The organism is Glycomyces buryatensis (assembly GCF_004912275.1).
Lineage (GTDB): Bacteria > Actinomycetota > Actinomycetes > Mycobacteriales > Micromonosporaceae > Glycomyces > Glycomyces buryatensis.
Map to the genome: position 1 here is coordinate 92,133 of NZ_STGY01000071.1, position 18,692 is coordinate 110,824.

Annotated in this window: 12 protein-coding genes; 6 read left to right on the forward strand and 6 right to left on the reverse strand. The window is 68.8% G+C overall.

The genetic code is table 11. The annotated features are described in order from the left end of the window. Positions 1-75: 75 nt before the first annotated feature. Complete coding sequence (locus tag FAB82_RS20925; RefSeq protein WP_136536497.1) at positions 76-447, forward strand: hypothetical protein; 372 nt, start codon at positions 76-78, stop codon at positions 445-447. Here FAB82_RS20925 and FAB82_RS20930 read toward each other — a convergent pair. From FAB82_RS20930 to gltB, 6 genes are all read right to left on the reverse strand, one after another. Further along, the gene (locus tag FAB82_RS20930; RefSeq protein WP_136536498.1) at positions 375-1,580 is read right to left on the reverse strand and encodes a sulfotransferase family protein; all 1,206 of its coding nucleotides are present in this window, start codon (positions 1,578-1,580) and stop codon (positions 375-377) included. The two genes, FAB82_RS20925 and FAB82_RS20930, sit on opposite strands and share 73 nt — an antisense overlap. A 168-nt stretch (positions 1,581-1,748) precedes the next feature. After that, positions 1,749-3,932 (reverse strand): acyltransferase family protein, encoded by a 2,184-nt coding sequence (locus FAB82_RS20935; RefSeq protein ID WP_136536499.1) that lies wholly within the window; start codon positions 3,930-3,932, stop codon positions 1,749-1,751. 314 nt (positions 3,933-4,246) lie between these two features. Next, positions 4,247-5,137 (reverse strand): acyl-CoA thioesterase, encoded by an 891-nt coding sequence (locus FAB82_RS20940; protein WP_211116735.1) that lies wholly within the window; start codon positions 5,135-5,137, stop codon positions 4,247-4,249. Between the two features lie 3 nt (positions 5,138-5,140). Next, complete coding sequence (gene pyk, locus FAB82_RS20945) at positions 5,141-6,550, reverse strand: pyruvate kinase (RefSeq protein ID WP_136536500.1); 1,410 nt, start codon at positions 6,548-6,550, stop codon at positions 5,141-5,143. Positions 6,551-6,775: 225 nt separating this feature from the next. Further along, positions 6,776-8,269, reverse strand: a complete 1,494-nt coding sequence (locus FAB82_RS20950) for a glutamate synthase subunit beta (RefSeq protein ID WP_136536501.1) — start codon at positions 8,267-8,269, stop codon at positions 6,776-6,778. Beyond that, positions 8,262-12,758 (reverse strand): glutamate synthase large subunit, encoded by a 4,497-nt coding sequence (gltB, locus tag FAB82_RS20955; protein WP_136536502.1) that lies wholly within the window; start codon positions 12,756-12,758, stop codon positions 8,262-8,264. The genes FAB82_RS20950 and gltB overlap by 8 nt, the downstream gene beginning before the upstream one ends. A 457-nt stretch (positions 12,759-13,215) precedes the next feature. On the opposite strand from gltB, the gene FAB82_RS20960 reads away from it, so the two are divergent. The 5 genes from FAB82_RS20960 to FAB82_RS20980 all read left to right on the forward strand — a co-directional run bounded on the left by FAB82_RS20960 (position 13,216) and on the right by FAB82_RS20980 (position 18,684). Next, positions 13,216-14,229 carry a hypothetical protein gene (locus FAB82_RS20960; RefSeq protein ID WP_136536503.1) on the forward strand — a complete coding sequence of 338 codons (1,014 nt, stop codon included), beginning with the start codon at positions 13,216-13,218 and terminating at the stop codon, positions 14,227-14,229. Between the two features lie 141 nt (positions 14,230-14,370). Then, positions 14,371-15,426 carry a hypothetical protein gene (locus FAB82_RS20965; protein ID WP_136536504.1) on the forward strand — a complete coding sequence of 352 codons (1,056 nt, stop codon included), beginning with the start codon at positions 14,371-14,373 and terminating at the stop codon, positions 15,424-15,426. A gap of 176 nt (positions 15,427-15,602) precedes the next feature. Beyond that, positions 15,603-16,439: a hypothetical protein gene (locus FAB82_RS20970; RefSeq protein ID WP_136536505.1), complete on the forward strand. Its 837-nt coding sequence runs from the start codon at positions 15,603-15,605 to the stop codon at positions 16,437-16,439. Between the two features lie 42 nt (positions 16,440-16,481). Further along, positions 16,482-17,426: an RNA polymerase sigma-70 factor gene (locus tag FAB82_RS20975; protein ID WP_136536506.1), complete on the forward strand. Its 945-nt coding sequence runs from the start codon at positions 16,482-16,484 to the stop codon at positions 17,424-17,426. An 82-nt stretch (positions 17,427-17,508) separates the two neighbouring features. Then, positions 17,509-18,684 carry an NAD(P)/FAD-dependent oxidoreductase gene (locus FAB82_RS20980; RefSeq protein WP_136536507.1) on the forward strand — a complete coding sequence of 392 codons (1,176 nt, stop codon included), beginning with the start codon at positions 17,509-17,511 and terminating at the stop codon, positions 18,682-18,684. Positions 18,685-18,692: the final 8 nt, after the last annotated feature.

An 18,692-nucleotide genomic window follows, 5' to 3' on the forward strand; every position in this document is an offset into this window, starting at 1 on the left:
GTTCACGGGGGTGCGACAGCGGTCCGACGAAATCGCGGTGGTGCGATGTCGGACCTCTGGGTCAGAATTGCCGACATGACTGCGTCCGATGCGAGTTTCCAGATCCGTCCCGTCCGCGAATCCGAGCACCAGGCGCTCGGTGAGGTCACCGTCCAGGCCTATCTCGAAGGGGGTTTCCTGCACGGCGCCAAGGACAGCTACGCCGCCGAGCTGCGAAAGGTCGCCGAGCGCACCCTCACCGCGACGGTCCTGGTGGCGATGGACGGCGAGCAGCTGATCGGCGGCGTCACCTACGCCCCGCCGGGAAGCGCCTCGAGCCAGTGGGGATCTAACCCGGTGGGATTCGATCCAGTGGGGATTTGCGCCAGTGAGATTTACTCCAGATCGCCGATGAAGCGGCGGTACTCGGAGAAGACCTGGTTGACCTCGGTCTCGGTGATTCCGTAAGGGCTCAACTCGTACTTGTGGCGGCCACCGGATCCGCCGGGACGGTCGAGGGCGGTTTCGAGCGTGTCCTGTTCCGCCTTGCCCCACGGGGTGTCGAGGCGTTCGAACAGCTCGGGGATGCGCTCCCTGGCCTCCTTCGTGAGGTGCTCGTAGGGCACATCGATGATGGTGTCGCGCGGCTGTTGGCGGCGGACGGCCCGGGTGCGGTCGATGCCGGTGGCGAGCAGGCCCAGCCACTGGCGGCCGATCGAATGCGGGTCGGGCTTGTGCATGTGAAGCGACATCGAGGTCTCCGCGAGCGAGCACATCGAGGCGAGGACGGTCGCGGGTTCGCGGTGCGTCCACACGATCTCGGCGTCGGGGAAGGTCTTGAGGAGGACGTCGAGACTCCACAGGTGTGCCGGGGACTTGAGCACCCACCGGCGGCGGGGACGACCGTGCTGGAGGACCTGGAGTCCCTGTTTGAGGTAGCGGTAGTCGTCGGTGTAGTCGCGTTCGAGCATCCACTGGACGTAGCGGGGCGAGTCCGCCCGGACGGCGAACATCAGGCCGTGCGGAAGCAGGAAGACGCACTCCTCCGGCTCATCGGTGCCGATGGAGTGGATGTTGCGGAAGTCCGGGGCGACCTTGTCCATGCCAACGGTGATCCGGTCGGACCGCTTGCGGTATTCGTCCCGAGTCTCCTGCGAGATATCGCCGAGGTCGGTGCTCATGAGCTCCCACAGCAGCGGGGCCCGGTGGGCCTCCGGAGCGCCGAGGAGGCGGTGGAGGAGGGTGGTGCCGGTGCGGGGCATCCCGACGATGACGATGGGCCGTTCGATGGGTTCGGCCGCGATCTCGGGGTGCTGGACGTGGAGCTTGCGGATGCGCAGCCGGTTCTCGATGCGCGTGCTCACGTCGTTGATCATGCCGGACCAGCCGGTGGGGCTGAGCCCGTCGATGTCGGCGAAACATCGCAGCAGGAAGCGGTAGTCATCGATGAACTGCTCATCGCCCGAGTGGGTGCCGCCGATGCGAGTTTCGGCATTGTGGACGGCCTTTTCGATGATCTTGTCGATCTTCTTGCGTCGGTTGGCGATGGTTGGAGTCAGGACCGTGTTGACGGCCTTCAGCCATGGTGCGACTCGATTCATTGAGTCCAACTCTCCCTATAGGCCAACAAGATACGGGAAAAGCCTACATTCGAATCCGAGCGCAAGCCAGTCCCGTTGTGACACAGGGAGATCGCCTCGATACCTCCACTATCCTGTAACCCGCTCCGCCTCTTTCGTTCCCGAGCAGGGCATCCGCTGGGAGAACCGCTACTTCGACTCGGAGTCGTCGGCCTTCTCCTCCGGCACTTCCAAGGGGATCGAGGCGGCCAGCTGCGGGGCCAGTTCGGCCGAGAAGCTGGAGGACAGGTGGTTCGAGTCGCGGTAGACCAGCAGGTTCCCGACGACCACCGGACACTTACCGGCCTCGGTGTCGCAGATCCACGGGATCGGGTCCACATAGGTCGCCCCGGTGTCCGCGACGGCGGCCATGGCCTCCTCGCGGCGCTCAGGGAACTTGATCGCGTCGTCGAGGTTGTTGACGCACTCGGTCGCGTCGTCCGGGTGCTCCGAGAGGCAGTCGGGCACATTGCCGACGCCCCAGGCGGTGTCGCCGATGACGTACACGTCCTTGGTGACGTCCAGCAGGCGCTCGGTGGTCTCAACCCAGCCGTCGACCCATTCCTGGTCGGGGTCGTCGCCGATGACCTGCTTGTCGTCCGAGTTGGAGGCGATGACCATGTCGGGATCGAGGTCCTCGATCTCCGTGAGGGCCTTCTCGCGCCACTCCTCGCACTCGGTGTAGCGACCGCCGCGGTCGTCGTTGTTCTCCTCGATCTCGGGAATCGAGCACGCGGCCTTGGTGAGCACCAGCATCTTCCAGCCCGAGGCCTGCGCGAGCTGGTTGAGCGGCGGGAACCACTGCGCGATGTGGGAGTCGCCGTACATCACCAGGGTCTTGTCGCCGTCCGGGTCGCCGAACCAGCAGTCCTCGGCGAGGTCGGTGCCGCCCTCCATGGTCATGCAGCCCTCGGCGTAGGAGAAGGGCTTGTCGTCGCGGGCCTCGTCCAGCGACGGCTGGAGGTTGATCGGGACGTCCTGGACGTCGGAGGAGTCGTTCAGCAGCTGCCACACGGTGGTGTCGTTGCCGGTGATCGCCTCCGCCTCGCCGGCATCCAGGTCCTGCGTGGGCTGGGTGATGGCGACGAAGGACGCGGCCAGCGAGACGCACATGAGCGCCCCGCCCACGGCCAGCGCCCGCGAGGGCACCTGGACCAGCCGCTTGCGGGTCCGGACGGGCTGCTCGACCAGGTAGAACGTGGCGACGGTCAGGATGAACGCGACGCCCATGAGCATGATGTAGTGCCGCAGCCGCGGCTCCTCGATGCCGAGCGCGGCCGGGCCGATCATGATGAGCGGCCAGTGCCACAGGTACAGCCCGTAGGAGACCTTGCCGATGTACTGGGCGGGGGCGATGCCGAGCAGCATCTGGGCGCCGAAGCGGTGCGGGACGCAGCCGGCGGCGATGACCATGGCGGTGCCGGCGACCGGGAGGGCGGCGGCGTAGCCGGGGAAGACGGTGTGGTCGTCCAACAGGAACACGGAGGCGACGATGATCGCAAGTCCCGCCCAGGAGGCGAGCGCGGCCAGGGCCCCCGGGACGCGAGCGAGCCGGTTGGCGCCGACGGCGATGAGCGCGCCGACCGCGAGTTCCCAAGCCCGGGTGTGGATGCCGAAGTAGGACCACTCGGGCTCGGAGGCGGTCTGGGTGGCGCTGAGGTAGAAGGAGACCACCGCGGTCGCGATGAGGAAGAGGGCGATGACCCACTTGCGGCGCTTCTCCAGCAGGCCCTTGCGCATGTACTTGCCGCTGTAGAGCTTGGTGGTGATGAGGGCGATGGCCAGCAGGATGAGCGGCCAGACGAGGTAGAACTGCTCCTCGACGGCGAGCGACCAGAAGTGCTGGAGCGGCGACGGGTCCACGTCGGAGTTGAGGTAATCCGTGTTGGTCTGGGCCAGACGGAGGTTGATGACGTTGAGCGCGGCGGTGGCGGCGTCGGCGGCGATGTCCTGCAACCGGGTTCTGGGCAGCCAGATCCAGGTGGCGATCAGGGTCGCCAGGAGCACCGTCGCGGCGGCGGGGAGGAGGCGGACGGCGCGGCGGGCATAGAAGCCGGTGATGGAGACGCGGCCGGTCTTGAGGATCTCGCGCAGCAGCAGCGAGGTGATCAGGAAGCCTGAGATGACGAAGAAGACGTCGACGCCGACGTAGCCCCCGGCGGAGTGGAAGAACCCGATGTGGGCGGCGATCACCGCGCCTACGGCCACGGCCCTGAGGCCTTCGATGTCGGGTCTCCAGTGACTGGGGCGGGCACTGGGTTCCGTTTTTTGAGCTATTTCAGCGGGGCTGTCAGTGGACGGCCTCGCCAGTTCTGTTGCGCTGGTCAGACGCATAAGTGTCGGTCTCCGAACGGTTCACCGGGCATTTGGGTTTTCCCAGCTGGGCAGGCCGGGCTGACGTGTTCTGGGACGTTATCAGGGGGGACGAATGGAGACCCTAACATTGGTCGGCCATCGAGGGCATACCCCTCCTACAACGTGGTATTCATCCGATTCTATCTAAGCCGCAAGAAGGTTCGTCGCACCAGGGCACGGGGCCGGGCGTGTCCCCGGCAAGAAATTGTGTCCTGCGTCTCTGAGCCGGGAAACACAATGGGCGGCCCGTGGGGACCGCCCATCGCGGTGGCCTTCATCCGGTTCGCCCGATGCTAGGGGACGCCCGGCGTCTCCGGAGTCTGCCGCAGCAGGCCCTCCTGCATGGCCGAGGCGATGTGCGCCCCGTCCTGGTAGAACCGGCCCTGCGCCAGGCCCCGGCCGAGGTCGGCGGTCGGGGACGTCGAGTCGTAGAGGATCCACTCGTCGGCCCGGAACGGGCGGTGGAACCACAGCGCGTGGTCCAGGCTGGTGCCCAGGTAGCCGCCGGGGCCCCAGACCTCGCCGTGGCGGGCCAGGACCGAGTCCAGCAGCGTCAGGTCCGAGGCGTAGGTCAGCACGCACACGTGGATGAGCGGGTCGTCGGGGAGCTTCCCGTCGGCCTTCAGCCACACGCGCTGGTGCTCGCGCGCCGGGCGCTCGCCCGAGGCCGAGAAACCGGATCCGCCCTCGTAGCGCACGTCGATCGGGCGCGGCACCCGCGCCCAGATGCCCAGCCGGTCGGGGTGGGACTGCAACTGCTCGGACAGCGGCGGGATCTCTTCGGGGCCGGGCATGTCGTTCGGAACCGGGTCGGCGTGCTCCAGGCCGGACTCGCCGGTGTGGAACGAGGCCGACATGAAGAAGATCGTCTGCCCGCCCTGGAGGGCGACCGTGCGCCGCACCGAGAAGGAGCGGCCGTCACGGATGTTCTCGACCTGGTAGACGATCGGCTTCGACGAGTCGCCGGGGCGCACGAAGTAGCCGTGCAGCGAGTGGACCCGCCGGTCTCCGGGGACGGTCCGCCCGGCCGCGACCAGCGCCTGCCCGGCGACCTGGCCGCCGAACACGCGCTGGAGCCCGACCTCGGGCTGGGGTCCCCTGAAGAGCCCCTTGTCGATCTCTTCCAGGTCCAGGACGCCGAGGAGCGAGTCCACGGCGTCCTGTCCGACGAGAATCCGCGTCATCGACTAGGAGCCGATCTTGTGGACCCGGACGGTGTTGGTCGAACCCGGCGTGCCAGCCGGGGTGCCCGCCACGATGACGACCAGGTCGCCGGGGGCGGCCAGGTTCTGCTCCTGGAAGGTCTTGTCGACCAGCTGGAACATCGCGTCGGTGTGGTCGACGTGCTCGACCAGGTAGGAGTCGGTGCCCCAGGACAGCGCCATCTGGTTGCGGACGGACTCGATCGGGGTCAGGCCCACGATCTTCTGCTCCGGGTTGAGGCGGGCCAGTCGCTTGACGGTGTCACCGGTCTGGGTGAACGCCGCGAGCGCCTTCGCGCCGATCGCGTCGGCGATCTGGGCGGCGGCCGCGGTGACGGCACCGGGCTTGGACTTCGGGTCGTGCGCGAGGTGGGCCACGTCGATCGGGCCGCCCTCGGTGGTCGCGACGATCTTGGCCATCGTGCGGACGGTCCCGATCGGGTACTTGCCGACCGAGGTCTCGCCGGAGAGCATGACCGCGTCGGCGCCGTCGAGGACGGCGTTGGCGACGTCGGAGACCTCGGCGCGGGTGGGCCGGGCGTTCTCGATCATCGAGTCCAGCATCTGGGTCGCGACGATGACGGGCTTGGCGTTCTCGCGGCAGAGGCGGACGATCTCCTTCTGCACGATCGGGACCTCGTCGAGGGGCATCTCGACGCCGAGGTCACCGCGGGCGACCATGACGCCGTCGAAGGCCAGCACGATCTCCTTGAGGCGCGCGACGGCCTCGGGCTTCTCGACCTTGGCGATGATCGGGCGACGCACGCCGACCTCGTCCATGACCTTGTGGCCCAGGTGGACGTCGTTGGGGTGGCGCACGAACGACATCGCGATCAGGTCCACGCCCAGGTTCAGCGCGAACTTCATGTCGGAGATGTCCTTCTCGGACAACGCCGGCACGGAGATGTTCACGTTCGGCAGCGACAGGCCCTTGTGGTTGGAGACGGGGCCGCCCTCGACCACGAGGCACTCGACGTCGGTGTCGTCGGCGCCGAGCACTTCCAGCGCCAGTTTGCCGTCGTCGACCAGGAGGCGGTCGCCCTTGGTCACCTCGGACGGGAGCTTCTTGTAGGTACAGGAGACACGGTCGTGGGTGCCGTCGACGTCTTCGGAGGTGATCTTGACGCGGTCGCCCGCATCCCACTGCTCCGAGCCGTTGGCGAAATTGCCCAGACGGATCTTGGGCCCCTGCATGTCGGCCAGGATGGCGATGGGCTTTCCAGCGGCGGCGGCGGCGTCACGGACCATCTGATAGACGGCTTCGTGGTCGGCCTGCGTGCCATGGCTGAAGTTCATGCGGGCGACGTTCATGCCGGCGTCGATCAGGCCGGCCATACGCTCGGGCGTGGCGGTCGCGGGCCCGATGGTGCATACGATTTTTGCTCTACGAGTCACCCTGCGAGCTTATATCGGACGCACATTCACACTCACGAGGTCTCCGCAGATGAGAGGTGGAATTCACCGCGACTCGAAATGAGCGGAATGCAAAATGTAGATACGTCGAATTGAGCGCGGACAACAGGTGTCCGCGCTCAATTCCGCGTTATTCGCACCGGTGGGGATAGCGCTTGTGCGCAGGTCCTCTCAGGCTGGTCCGCTAAAGGGGCCGCGAAGGTTTTCTCAGGCGATGAGCGCTTGCGCGCTCGCCTCGACCGGCGAGGGCAGGGCCGTCCGGCCGCCGAGGTAGCGGTGGACCGCCGCGGCCGCGGCGCGGCCCTCGGCGATCGCCCACACGATCAGCGAGGCGCCCCGGTGGGCGTCGCCGGCGACGAAGACGCCGGGCGAGTCGGTCTGCCAGTCGTCGCCGCAGTCGATGACACCGCGGCGGCTGCGCTCCAGCTCGAACTGGCGCAGCAGCGGCTGGTCCTCGGTGCCGGCGAAGCCGATCGCCAACAGCACCAGGTCGGCCGGGACGATCTCCTCGGTGCCGGGCACCGGGATGATGTCGCGGCGGCCCTGGGACTTGTCGACCGTGACCTCGGAGAAGCGCATCTGGCGCACGTGCCCGTGCTCGTCGCCGATGAACTCGGCGGCGGCCGAGGCGTAGTTGCGCTCGCCGCCCTCCTCGTGGGCCGGGTAGTTGCGGACGATGACCGGCCAGGTCGGCCACGGATCCTTGCCCGCGTCGCGGTCGGTCGGCGGGGTCGGGTACAGGTCGAGCTGGCGGACCGAGGCCGCGCCCTGCCGGTGGGCCACGCCCAGGCAGTCCGCGCCTGTGTCGCCGCCGCCGATGATGACGACGTGCTTGCCGTTCGCGTCGATCGGCGCGAAGGGGGCCTTGCCCGCCACGACCTGGTTGGCGCCCGTCAGGTGCTCCATCGCCTGGTGGATACCGGCGAGTTCGCGGCCGCTCTGGTCGGTCTCGCGACCCTCCAGCGCGCCCACGGCCAGCACCACGGCGTCGTGGCGCTCGCGCAGGTCCTCTGCGGTCAGGTCCACGCCCACGTTGACGTTGCACGCGAACTCGACGCCCTCGGCCTCCATCTGGACGATGCGGCGGTCGATCTTGTCCTTCTCGATCTTGAAGTCGGGGATGCCGTAGCGCAGCAGGCCGCCGGGGGCGTCGTCGCGCTCGTAGACGGTTACGGCGTGTCCGGCGCGGGCCAGCTGCTGGGCGGCGGCCAGACCGGCCGGGCCGGAACCGACCACGGCCACGGACTTGCCGGTCGAGGACGAGGCCGGACGCGGGGCCACATTGTCGTCGTCGAAGGCACGGTCGATGATCTCGACCTCGATGTTCTTGATCGTCACAGCCCCGACGGAGTCGGCAAAGGACCCAGCGTCGCCGATGCCTAGGACGCAGGAGGCCTCACACGGGGCCGGGCAGAGCCGGCCCGTGAACTCGGGGAAGTTGTTCGTGGCGTGCAGCTGCTCGATCGCCGCGTCCCACCGGCCGGTGCGGGCCAGGTCGTTCCACTCCGGGATCCGGTTGCCCAGGGGGCAGCCGTTGTGGCAGAACGGGATGCCGCAGTCCATGCAGCGCGAGGCCTGCTCGGTCACCAGTTTGGCGCTGGTGCGCTCGTAGACCTCGCGGTTGTCGAGGATGCGGACCGGGACGGGCCGCTTGCCGACGACCTTTCGGCCGTGGTTGAGGAATCCGCTCGGGTCAGGCATTCACGGCCTCCTTCTGCTGATCTTGCTGCTGGGCTTGCTGGGCGGCGAGGACGGCCTTGTACTCGCGCGGAATGACCTTGGTGAAACCGCTGGCGGCCTTGGGCCAGTTGCCGAGCAGTTCGGCGGCGACCGCCGAGCCGGTGGCCCGGCCGTGCCGCAGCAGCAGGCTGTGAACCAGGTCGATGTCCGAGGCGGACAGCGGGTCCAGGTCCGCCAGCGCGGTATTGGTGCGGCCCTCGTCCAGGCGCCACACATAGGCGGTGCCGCCGGACATGCCGGCCGCGAAGTTGCGGCCGGTGGGGCCGAGGACCAGGACGGTGCCGCCGGTCATGTACTCGCAGCCGTGGTCGCCCACCCCTTCGACCACCGCGACGGCGCCGGAGTTGCGGACGGCGAAGCGCTCGCCGACCTTGCCGCGGACGTACATCTCTCCGGAGGTGGCCCCGTAGAGGATGGTGTTGCCGGCGATGACGTTGTCCTCGGCGGCGAACGGCGCTCCGGCGTCGGGGGCCAGGACGATGCGTCCGCCCGAGAGGCCCTTGGCGACGTAGTCGTTGGCGTCGCCGAGGAGCTTGAAGTTCGCCCCGCGCGGCAGGAACGCGCCGAACGACTGCCCGGCGGTACCGCGGAAGGTCACGTCGATGGTGCCGTCGGCCAGGCCTTCGCGGTGGGCGCGGCTGACGGCGGCGCCGAGCAGCGCTCCGACCGAGCGGTCGGTGTTGTGGATGTCGAGTTCGGCGGAGATGGGCATGCCGGTTTCGATCGCGGGCCGCGCGATCTCGACCAGCTTGGCGCCCATGGTCTCCTCGACGCCGTGGTCCTGGTCGCGGGTGCGGACGCGGGAGCCTTCGACGGGCGGGGCGACGACGTTGGACAGGTCGATCCGGGCGGCCTTGCGGCCGGGTCCGGGGATCTGGCGCAGCCGCTCGACGTTGCCGATGGCCTCGTCCAGGCTCCGGTAGCCGAGCTGGGCGAGGAGCTCGCGGACCTCTTCGGCGATGTAGCGGAAGAAGTTCTCCACGAACTCGGGGTCGCCGTTGTAGCGGGCGCGCAGGACCGGGTCCTGGGTGGCGACGCCGACCGGGCAGGTGTCGAGGTGGCACACGCGCATCATGACGCAGCCGGCGACGACGAGCGGGGCGGTGGCGAAGCCGTAGCCCTCGGCGCCGAGCAGGGCGGCGACGACGACGTCGCGGCCGGTCTTCATGGCCCCGTCCACCTCGAGCGTGATGCGGTCGCGCAGCCCGTTGCGGATGAGGGTCTGCTGGGCTTCGGCGAGGCCGATCTCCCAGGGCGTGCCGGCGTGCTTGACCGAGTTGGTCGGGGCGGCACCGGTGCCGCCGTCGAAGCCGGAGATGAGGATGTGGTCGGCCTTGGCCTTGGAGACGCCGGCGGCGACGGTGCCGACGCCGACCTCGCTGACGAGCTTCACGTGGACCTCGGCGTCGCCGCCTCCGGCGTGCTTGAGGTCGTGGATGAGCTGGGCCAGGTCCTCGATCGAGTAGATGTCGTGGTGCGGCGGGGGGCTGATCAGGCCGACGCCGGGCGTGGCGTTGCGGGTCTTGGCGATCCACGGGTGGACCTTCTTGCCCGGCAGCTGGCCGCCCTCGCCGGGCTTGGCGCCCTGGGCCATCTTGATCTGGATGGCGTCGGCGGTGGCCAGGTATTCGGCGGTGACGCCGAACCGTCCGGACGCGACCTGCTTGATGGCCGAGCGGCGCTCGGGGTCGTAGAGCCGGTCGACGTCCTCGCCGCCCTCGCCGGAGTTGGAGCGTCCGCCGAGGCGGTTCATGGCGATGGCGAGGGTCTCGTGGGATTCCTGGGAGAGCGCGCCGTAGGACATGGCCCCGGTGTGGAACCGCTTGACGATGGTCTCGACGGGCTCGACCTCGTCGATGGAGATCGCTTCGCGCGTTTCGAGGTCGAAGTCGAGCATGCCGCGCAGCAGGCCGGAGTCGGCCGCGATGGCGTCCACCTTCTGGGTGTAGCGCTTGAAGACGTCGTACTGGCCCGAGCGGGTGGCGTGCTGGAGCAGGAACACCGTCTCGGGGTTGAACAGGTGGACCTCGCCCGCGCGGCGCCACTGGTAGTCGCCGCCGGGCGGCAGCGGCTCGGTGGTCTCGATCGGACGCTCGTAGGCGGCGCGGAGGCGCTCGGCCACCTCACGGCTGAGCGTCTGGAGGCCGATGCCGCCGATGCGGGAGTCGGTGCCGGTGAAGTAGCGGTCGACGAAGTCGGCGTCGAGGCCGACGGCCTCGAAGACCTGGGCGCCGGTGTAGGACGCGATCGTGGAGATGCCCATCTTGGACATCACCTTGAGCACGCCCTGGCACAGGGCGTTGATGTAGTTCTCCACGGCCTCGGTCCGCTCGATGTCGAGCACGCCCAGGTCGCAGAGTTCCTCGACGGAGTCGAAGGCCAGGTACGGGTTGACGGCGGCGGCGCCGTAGCCGAGGAGCACGGCCGCGTGGTGGACCGTGCGGCAGTCGCCGGTCTCGACCAGGAGCGCGACCTTGGTGCGGGTCTGCTCGCGCACCAGGTGCTGGTGGACGGCGGCGGTCAGCAGCAGCGACGGGATCGGGGCGAGATCGGCGGTCGAGTCGCGGTCGGACAGGACCAGGATGCGCACGCCGTCCTCGATCGCCTCGGAGACGTGTCGACAGATCTCGGTCAGGCGGTCCTTGAGCCCCTTGGAGCCGTGGCGGGCCTTGTAGACCCCGGAGACGCGCACGGCCTGGAAGCCTGGCATGTCGCCGTCCTCGTCGATGTGGAGGATCTTGGCCAGTTCCTCGTTGTCCAGGACCGGGCGCGAGAGCTCGATCTGGCGACAGGAGTGCGGGCCGGGCTGGAGGATGTTCCCCTCCGGGCCGATCATGGTGCCCAGCGCGGTGACCAGCTTCTCGCGGATGGCGTCCAGCGGCGGGTTGGTGACCTGCGCGAACAGCTGCGTGAAGTAGTCGAAGAGCAGCTTGGGGCGCTTGGAGAGCCCGGCGATGGGCGTGTCGGAGCCCATCGAGACGATCGGCTCGGCGCCGGCGGAGGCCATGGGCGCCAGGATCATCCGCAGCTCTTCATCGGTGTAGCCGAAGGTGCGCTGGCGGCGGCGCACGGTCTGGGAGTCGTAGGGCGTGTGGGCGCGCTCGGGGAGCTCTTCGAGGCGGATGAGTCCGGCGTGGAGCCAGTCGCCGTAGGCGTGCTCTCCGGCGAGTTCGTCCTTGACCTCTTCGTCGTCGACGATGCGGCCGGCCTCGGTGTCGACCAGGAACATGCGGCCCGGCTCCAGGCGGCCCTTCTGGGCGACCTCGCTGGGCTCGAAGTCGACCACGCCGGCCTCGGAGGCGAGCACGACGACGTCGTCGGTGGTGCGCCACCAGCGGGCGGGGCGCAGGCCGTTGCGGTCCAGGACCGCGCCGATCTGGGTGCCGTCGGTGAAGCAGACGGCGGCGGGGCCGTCCCAGGGCTCCATGATGGCCGCGTGGTAGCGGTAGAAGTCGCGCCGCTTGGGGTCCATGGTCGCGTTGTGCTCCCAGGCCTCCGGCATCATCATGAGCATCGCGTGGGGCAGGCTGCGCCCGCCCAGGTGCAGCAGCTCCACGACCTCGTCGAAGCTCAGCGAGTCCGAGCCGCCGGGCGTGTTGATCGGGAACAGCCGCTTGATGCGGCCGGGCAGGTGCTCGCTGGCGAGCTCGGCCTGGCGCGCGGTCATCCAGTTGCGGTTGCCGCGCACGGTGTTGATCTCGCCGTTGTGGGCGAGCATCCGGAACGGCTGGGCGAGCGGCCACGACGGGAAGGTGTTGGTGGAGAATCGCGAGTGCACCAGGGAGATGGCGCTCTTGACGCGTTCGTCGCGCAGCTCGGGGTAGAACTGCGGCACCTGCTCGGGGGTGAGCATCCCCTTGTAGATGACGGTGCGCGAGGACAGGGAGACGATGGCGGCGGCGCCGACGTGGCGCTCGCGGATCTCGCGTTCGGCCTGCTTGCGCACGGCGAACAGGAGGCGGTCGAGGTCGAGTCCGGCGGTGCTCTCGTCCTCGGCGGCGATGAAGACCTGGCTGACCTGCGGCACCGAAGCGGCGGCGGCGGCGCCGAGCGGGCTGGGGTCGGTGGCGACGGAGCGCCAGCCGAGCACGCGACAGCCCTCGGTCACGGCGTACTTCTCCACGATCGCGCGCACGCGCTGGGCGGCGTCGGCGTCATCGGGGGTGAAGACGAGACCGGCGGCGTAGTGGCCGGCCTCGGGCAGCGGAAAGCCGACCGTGTCGCGGTAGTAGGCGTCGGGGATCTGGAGCAGGATGCCGGCGCCGTCACCCGAGTCGGGGTCGGGGGCGGTGGCTCCTCGGTGCTCCATGCGCACGAGCGCGGACAGGCCGCGTTCGACGACATTGTGAGCGGCCCGGCCTTGCATGTCCGCAACGAAGGCGACGCCGCAGGCGTCGTGTTCCCATGCGGGGCGGTACAGACCCGGTGCGGTGTTCTGGGCAGAACTCAACCGTCGGCCTCCTTCGTCGTCGAGCGTCCCAGCTATGTGTGGGGGTGCTGGAACACGGCGTGGTTCCTACGGGACGACGTCGGCCCGAGAAGAATGCAAAGTGTCAGACGAGTGTAATGCATCGCTCATCTTTCTGACACTCTCGTCCTACGATCCGAGCAGGTCCAGAGGTTTTTCTCACTACCGACCCGTCTGCGGGGCAATCAGTCCGTAACGACGGCGTAACCCCGAATCACCAGGGGAGATGCCCGCGCGACGTTTGACGCATAGCGGTTAGAGTGGGCAAATCGCACGGTCCCATATCCGTGCTTCGAGGCACCCATCATGGCTCGGCCTGAGCGTGCCCCGCCGTTCAAGCCGGCGGGACGCGCCAACGCCTCCTCGTCCACCGCGAGGCGACGCTGAGCGGGCCATCCCTTGGAGATACAACGGTACGTATTCAAGGAGCAATTCACCAATGACCTATCCCCCGCCCGGCGGCAACCCTCCGCCGCCTGGCTTCGGCCAGCAGCCCCAACAGCCGGGATACGACTCGCAGCAGGGAGGCGGGTACAACCCGCAGCAGCCCGGCTACGGTGCGCCTTCCCAGCCCCAGCCCGGATACGGCCAGTCTCAGCCGCAGCCGGGTTACGGCCAGCAGCCGGGCTACGGGCAGACCCCGCCGCCCGGTTACGGGCAGCCCGGTCCCGGCCAGCCCGGCCAGCCCGGCCCCGGCGAGAATCCCTACGGCGCCCCGCCGCCCATGCCCCCTGCCTCGGGCGGCAGCGGCGGCATCTGGAAGATCATCGGCCCGATCGTCGGTGTCCTGGCGGTCGCGGCCATCCTGATCCTGCGGTACGTCGACTTCGGCGGCAGCGGCGATGACGGAGGTGACACCACCCTCAGCGACGACGAGGTCGCGGCCGCCGAAAGCGCGGCCGAAGGCGACTGCATGGGCGAGAACACCGAGGTCACCGCCGACGCCGAATTCGTCATCCCCTGCGATGACCCGGCGGCCTTCTGGACGATCACGAAGGTCGACAACGAGGCGGCGGTGTCCGTCTCCGGCGGCGACGTGGCCGACTTCCAGGACGCGATCGACCAGTGCGGCGAGTCGGTCTACGCCCGCATCCCCGGGCAGAAGTGGGTGGACTACAACTTCGTCTACGACGAGGCCACCGGCGTCACCTCGCAGTTCTTCTGTCTGGAGTCCATCGGCGAGCCGAACGAATCCGGCCAGGCCGCCGTCGCCCCCGACACCGGCGACTGCTTCGACGACGCCGAAGACTGGTTCACCGTCGACTGCTCCGACCCCGGGGCGCTCTACGAGGCCGCCGACATGATCCCGGTCGACCCGCCGGTCGAGATGACCGAGGAAGAAGTCGCCACCAAGGCCGAGGAGTGCTCCGGCGGCGACTACTACACGCAGATGATCAGCCCGTACGACCCGCTGGGGCGGGTCGGCGGCATCGCCTGCTACTCCGACCTCTAAAAAAGCGAGAACCCGAGGGCCGCCCCGGAAACGGGGCGGCCCTCGTCGTGTTCGGACGGTCGCGGCGGCGTCCTATGATGATGAGCCCCGCACGCCCAGGCGGTGTGCACCGCCCGCACTCAAAGCAAGATGGAGAACCAGGTGAGCTACCCGCCCCCCAATCCCTACCAGCAGCCGCCGCAGCAACCCGGCTACGGCGCGCCCCAGCAGCCCCCGCCTCAGCAGCCCGGCTACGGAACGCCTCCCCAGCCCCAGCAGCAGCCGGGAGGCTACTCCCCGCAGCCGCAGCAGCAACCGGGCTACGGCGCACCACAGCAGCCCGGTTACGGTGCGCCGCAACAGGGCGGGTACCCGCCTCCCCCCGGTGGCGGCGGCTACGGCGCTCCCCCGCCGATGCCGATGCCGCCCTCGAACGGCGGCACCGGCTTCGGCGCGTTCGTCAAGGACACCGGCAAGGGCCTGATGTGGCGGCTCATCGCCGGTGGCGCCGCGCTCCTCATCGTCGGCGTCATCGTGCTCGTGCAGATGCTCGGCGGCGACGAATTCGGCGAAGCCGTGTCCGACCTGGATGACTCGGACATCAAGGCCGGAGTCGCCGTGGACGACTGCCTCTCGGACTGGTCGATGCACCTCTCGTTCGAGGAGGACCCGCTGGCCGAACTGGTCGTCGACTGCTCCTCTCCCGACGCGGTCTGGAAGGCCACCGTCGTCGACGAGGACGTCGACGACATCCGGGCCAGCTCCACCGGCGACCTGGAGTCCTTCGACGGCATCACCGCCATCTGCGGCGAAGAGGTCCTCGGCTGGCAGTTCGGCCAGACCTGGAAGAGCTACAACTTCGTCTACGACTCGGGCGGCGGCAAGGTCGACTACGTGGTCTGCGCCGAATCGCTGGACACGCCCGACTCCGAAGGCCGCACCCGCGTCGTGCCCGACGTGGGCGACTGCTTCAACGAGGACTACGACGGCTGGTACGTCCGCGACTGCGCCGACGCCTCGTACGAGACCACGGTCACCATCCCGGTCGACCCGCCGACGGCCATGACCGAGGACGAGATCGCCCAGATGGCCTTCGACTCCGGATGCAGCGAAGAGGACTACTTCTGGTCGCTGACGCAGCTGACCGACCCGACCTCCACGACCGGCTCCGACAGCGACCCGGTCACCGGCATCCTCTGCGCGGCGTTCGCCTACTAGGACGAACGCCTGATAGAGGGCATCGGACCCAGTTCCGAGGGCCGTCCCGCACCGAACATCCGAATCCTCGGGTGCGGGACGGCCCTTCGCCGTATACCCCGCGTTCGCAGTGGAGCAATATGATGGAGCGAACGCCACCGAACACCCCCTTGCCCGGCACAGCCTCGGAGACTCTGATGAGCTACCCGCCCCCCAACCCCTACGACCCGAACCAGCAGCAGCCCGGCTACGGACAGCCCCCGCAGCCGCAGCAGCCCGGTTACGGTCAGTCCTCCCCGTCCCAACTCCAACAGCCGCAGTCCCAGCCGCAGCAGTTCTACACCGACGCCGACCCCTACGCACGTCCCGATGCGTACGGGGCCCCCGCGCAAGGCGGCTACGGCAACCCCGCCATGAACGTCCACCCCGGCAGCGGCCCGCCCGGCGGTCCCGCGCCGATGCCCATGGGACCGCCCACCCCCGCCCCGCACGGGCAGGCCTTCCAGCCCGGCCAGGCGGCCCCCGCGCCTCCCAAGGGCCCCTCGAACCTCCCGCTGATCGTGACGCTGTCGGTCGTCATGCTCGCCGTCGTCATCGGCGGCATCTTCATCGCCACCACCCTCGGCGGCGACGAACCGAAAGAGGAGACCACCGAAGCCGCCGGAGAGTCCAGCGCCGCCGAGGAGACTTCGGCCGCCGAAGAGGAGACGACTCCGGAGGAAGAGGAGACCACCGCGCCCGAGTCCGAGTTCCGGGCCCCGCTCGCGGACGAGTGCGTCGAGGACGTCACCGACGGCTTCTACGTCGTGGACTGCGAGGCCGAATCCGCCTACTGGCTCGTCCTCAAGGTCGTGGACTACCCCGAAGACCCCGACCCCAGCGACGAGTACCACTCGGTGGCCGGCACGGACGCCTGCGAGGACACCGACTGGAGCTACTACTACTACACCGACACCGCGCTGTCAGCCGGCCGCGACTGGGACCCCGAGATCGACTCCATCATTGCGATCTACTGTGTCCAGGAAGTCGAGTAACGGCGCTCGCCGACCGCCACCCAGCTAGGTAGCATCGGCCGTATGTCGTTGATCGCGGGCGAGGTCGAGCTGTTCGAGGCGCAGCGGAACCGGTTGGGCGCCATCGCCTACCGGCTCCTGGGTTCGGCCTCCGAGGCCGAGGACGCCGTGCAGGAGACGTTCCTGCGCTGGCAGTCCGCCGATCGCACCTCGATCCAAGTGCCCGAGGCGTGGCTGACGAAGGTCCTCACCAACCTGTGCCTCAACCAGCTCACCTCCGCCCGCGCGCGGCGGGAGACCTACGTGGGCCAATGGCTTCCCGAACCGGTCATCGAGGGACACCCGCTGCTGGATCCGGCCGACACCGCCGAGCAGCGCGAATCGGTGTCCCTGGCCGTGATGGTCATGATGGAGCGCCTCTCCCCCGCCGAACGCGCCGTCTACGTCCTGCGTGAGGCATTCGCGTACCCGCACAGCGAGATCGCCGAAATCCTCGACATTACCGAGGCCGGCAGCCAGCAGACCTACTCCCGCGCCAAGCGGCACGTGAGTGCCGACAAGACCCGCACCGAGGTCGACCCGGCCACCGCCCGCAAGATCGTCGAGGAATTCCTCGCCGCCGCCACCAGCGGCCAAACCGACACGCTCGTCAAACTCCTCACCGACGACTCGATCGCCATCGGCGACGGCGGCGGCAAGGTCGTGGCCCGCCTCGTCCCGGTCCGCGGTGCGCTGGAGGTCGCGAAGTTCATCCGGGGCCTGTTCAAGCCCAGCAAGGCCAAGCGCGAAATGCTCGGCGGATGGCCCGATCTGTATCTGACGCGGGCGAACGGCGACCCGGCCCTGGTCGTAGCGATCGGCGACCGCATCGTCGGGACCATGACCTTCGAGATCTCGGGCGGCCGCGTCTCGGCGATCCGCAATGTCGCCAACCCCGACAAACTCGTCGTGCTCGAACGCCACTGGAAGCACATCGAGCACCCCGAACCGGCTTACAAGGGCGAGTGACCGGCCTCACAGTCAAGTTCTGTCAGAGTTCGCACGACTGCCTCGTTCAAGGGGGGCAAGCGAATCAGACAGGAGAAATCCAATGCAGCACCGCATCGTAGTTCTCGGGGCCGGATACGCCGGCGCGTACATCGCGGGGAACCTGGCCCGCAGCCTCGCCCCCACCGACCGGGAGATCACCGTCGTCAACGCCGAACCCGACTTCGTCGAGCGGCTGCGCCTCCACCAGGTCGCCGCCGGGCAGGACATCAAGCGCCACTCGCTGACCGAGGTCTTCCGCGGGACCGACATCCGAATTCGCCTGGCGCGTGTCGAATCGGTCGACGTCGAGGCCAAGACCGTCGCACTCAGCGACGGTGAACTCCCCTACGACACCCTGGTCTACGCACTCGGCAGCCGCGTCGCCGACCACGGCGTCCCCGGCGTGGTCGAACACGCCTTCCACGTCACCAGCAGCCCGGCCGCACAGCGACTGCGAGAACACCTGGACGGCCTCGACTTCGGCGGGAAGGTGCTCGTCGTCGGCGAGGGCCTGACCGGCATCGAGACCGTCACCGAACTCGCCGAATCCAGGCCGGAGCTGCAGGTCGCCATGGCCGCCCGCGGTGAATTGGGCGCCTCGCTCTCGCCGGGAGCCCAGCGCCACCTGCGCCAGGCCTTCGACCGGCTCGGCATCGAGGTCCACGAGCACACCTCGATCGAACGCGTCGAGCAGACACGGGCGATCGGAGCCGACGGCACCGTCCTCGAATCCGACGCGACCGTGTGGGCCGCCGGCTTTGCCGTCGACCCCATCGCCGCCGCCAGCGGCCTGGAGGTCGCCGACACGGGCCAGATCCTGGTCGACCGGGAAATGCGCTCGGTCTCGCACCCGGACGTCTACTCCGCCGGCGACGCCGTCTACATCCTCGGCGACAACGGCCTCCCGCTGCCCATGTCATGCGCCTCGAGCGGATTCACCGCCAAGCAGGCGATCGAGGCGATCGTGGGAGACCTGACCGGCCACAAGGTCTCGACCAGCAAGCTGCCGTACGTCGGCAACCACATCAGCCTCGGACGGAACGACGCGATCTTCCAGCTGGTCGACGAAGTGGCGCACTCGAAGTCGTGGTCGGTGCGCGGCAAGTCGGCCGTGCGCATCAAGGCGGCCATCCTCAAGGGCTCGATCATCGGCACCCTCCACCCGACCTTCGGCATGCCGAAGCGCAAGCACCGCCTGCAGACTTCCTCCAAGACGACGGAGGCCATTGCCGCCTAGGCTGGGAG

Coding starts and splice junctions, on each gene's coding strand:
- FAB82_RS20925 (WP_136536497.1), top strand. CDS start 76: ATGACTGCGTCCGATGCGAGTTTCCAGATCCGTCCCGTCCGCGAATCC.
- FAB82_RS20930 (WP_136536498.1), bottom strand. CDS start 1,580: ATGAATCGAGTCGCACCATGGCTGAAGGCCGTCAACACGGTCCTGACT.
- FAB82_RS20935 (WP_136536499.1), bottom strand. CDS start 3,932: ATGCGTCTGACCAGCGCAACAGAACTGGCGAGGCCGTCCACTGACAGC.
- FAB82_RS20940 (WP_211116735.1), bottom strand. CDS start 5,137: ATGACGCGGATTCTCGTCGGACAGGACGCCGTGGACTCGCTCCTCGGC.
- FAB82_RS20950 (WP_136536501.1), bottom strand. CDS start 8,269: ATGCCTGACCCGAGCGGATTCCTCAACCACGGCCGAAAGGTCGTCGGC.
- FAB82_RS20960 (WP_136536503.1), top strand. CDS start 13,216: ATGACCTATCCCCCGCCCGGCGGCAACCCTCCGCCGCCTGGCTTCGGC.
- FAB82_RS20970 (WP_136536505.1), top strand. CDS start 15,603: ATGAGCTACCCGCCCCCCAACCCCTACGACCCGAACCAGCAGCAGCCC.
- FAB82_RS20975 (WP_136536506.1), top strand. CDS start 16,482: ATGTCGTTGATCGCGGGCGAGGTCGAGCTGTTCGAGGCGCAGCGGAAC.
- FAB82_RS20980 (WP_136536507.1), top strand. CDS start 17,509: ATGCAGCACCGCATCGTAGTTCTCGGGGCCGGATACGCCGGCGCGTAC.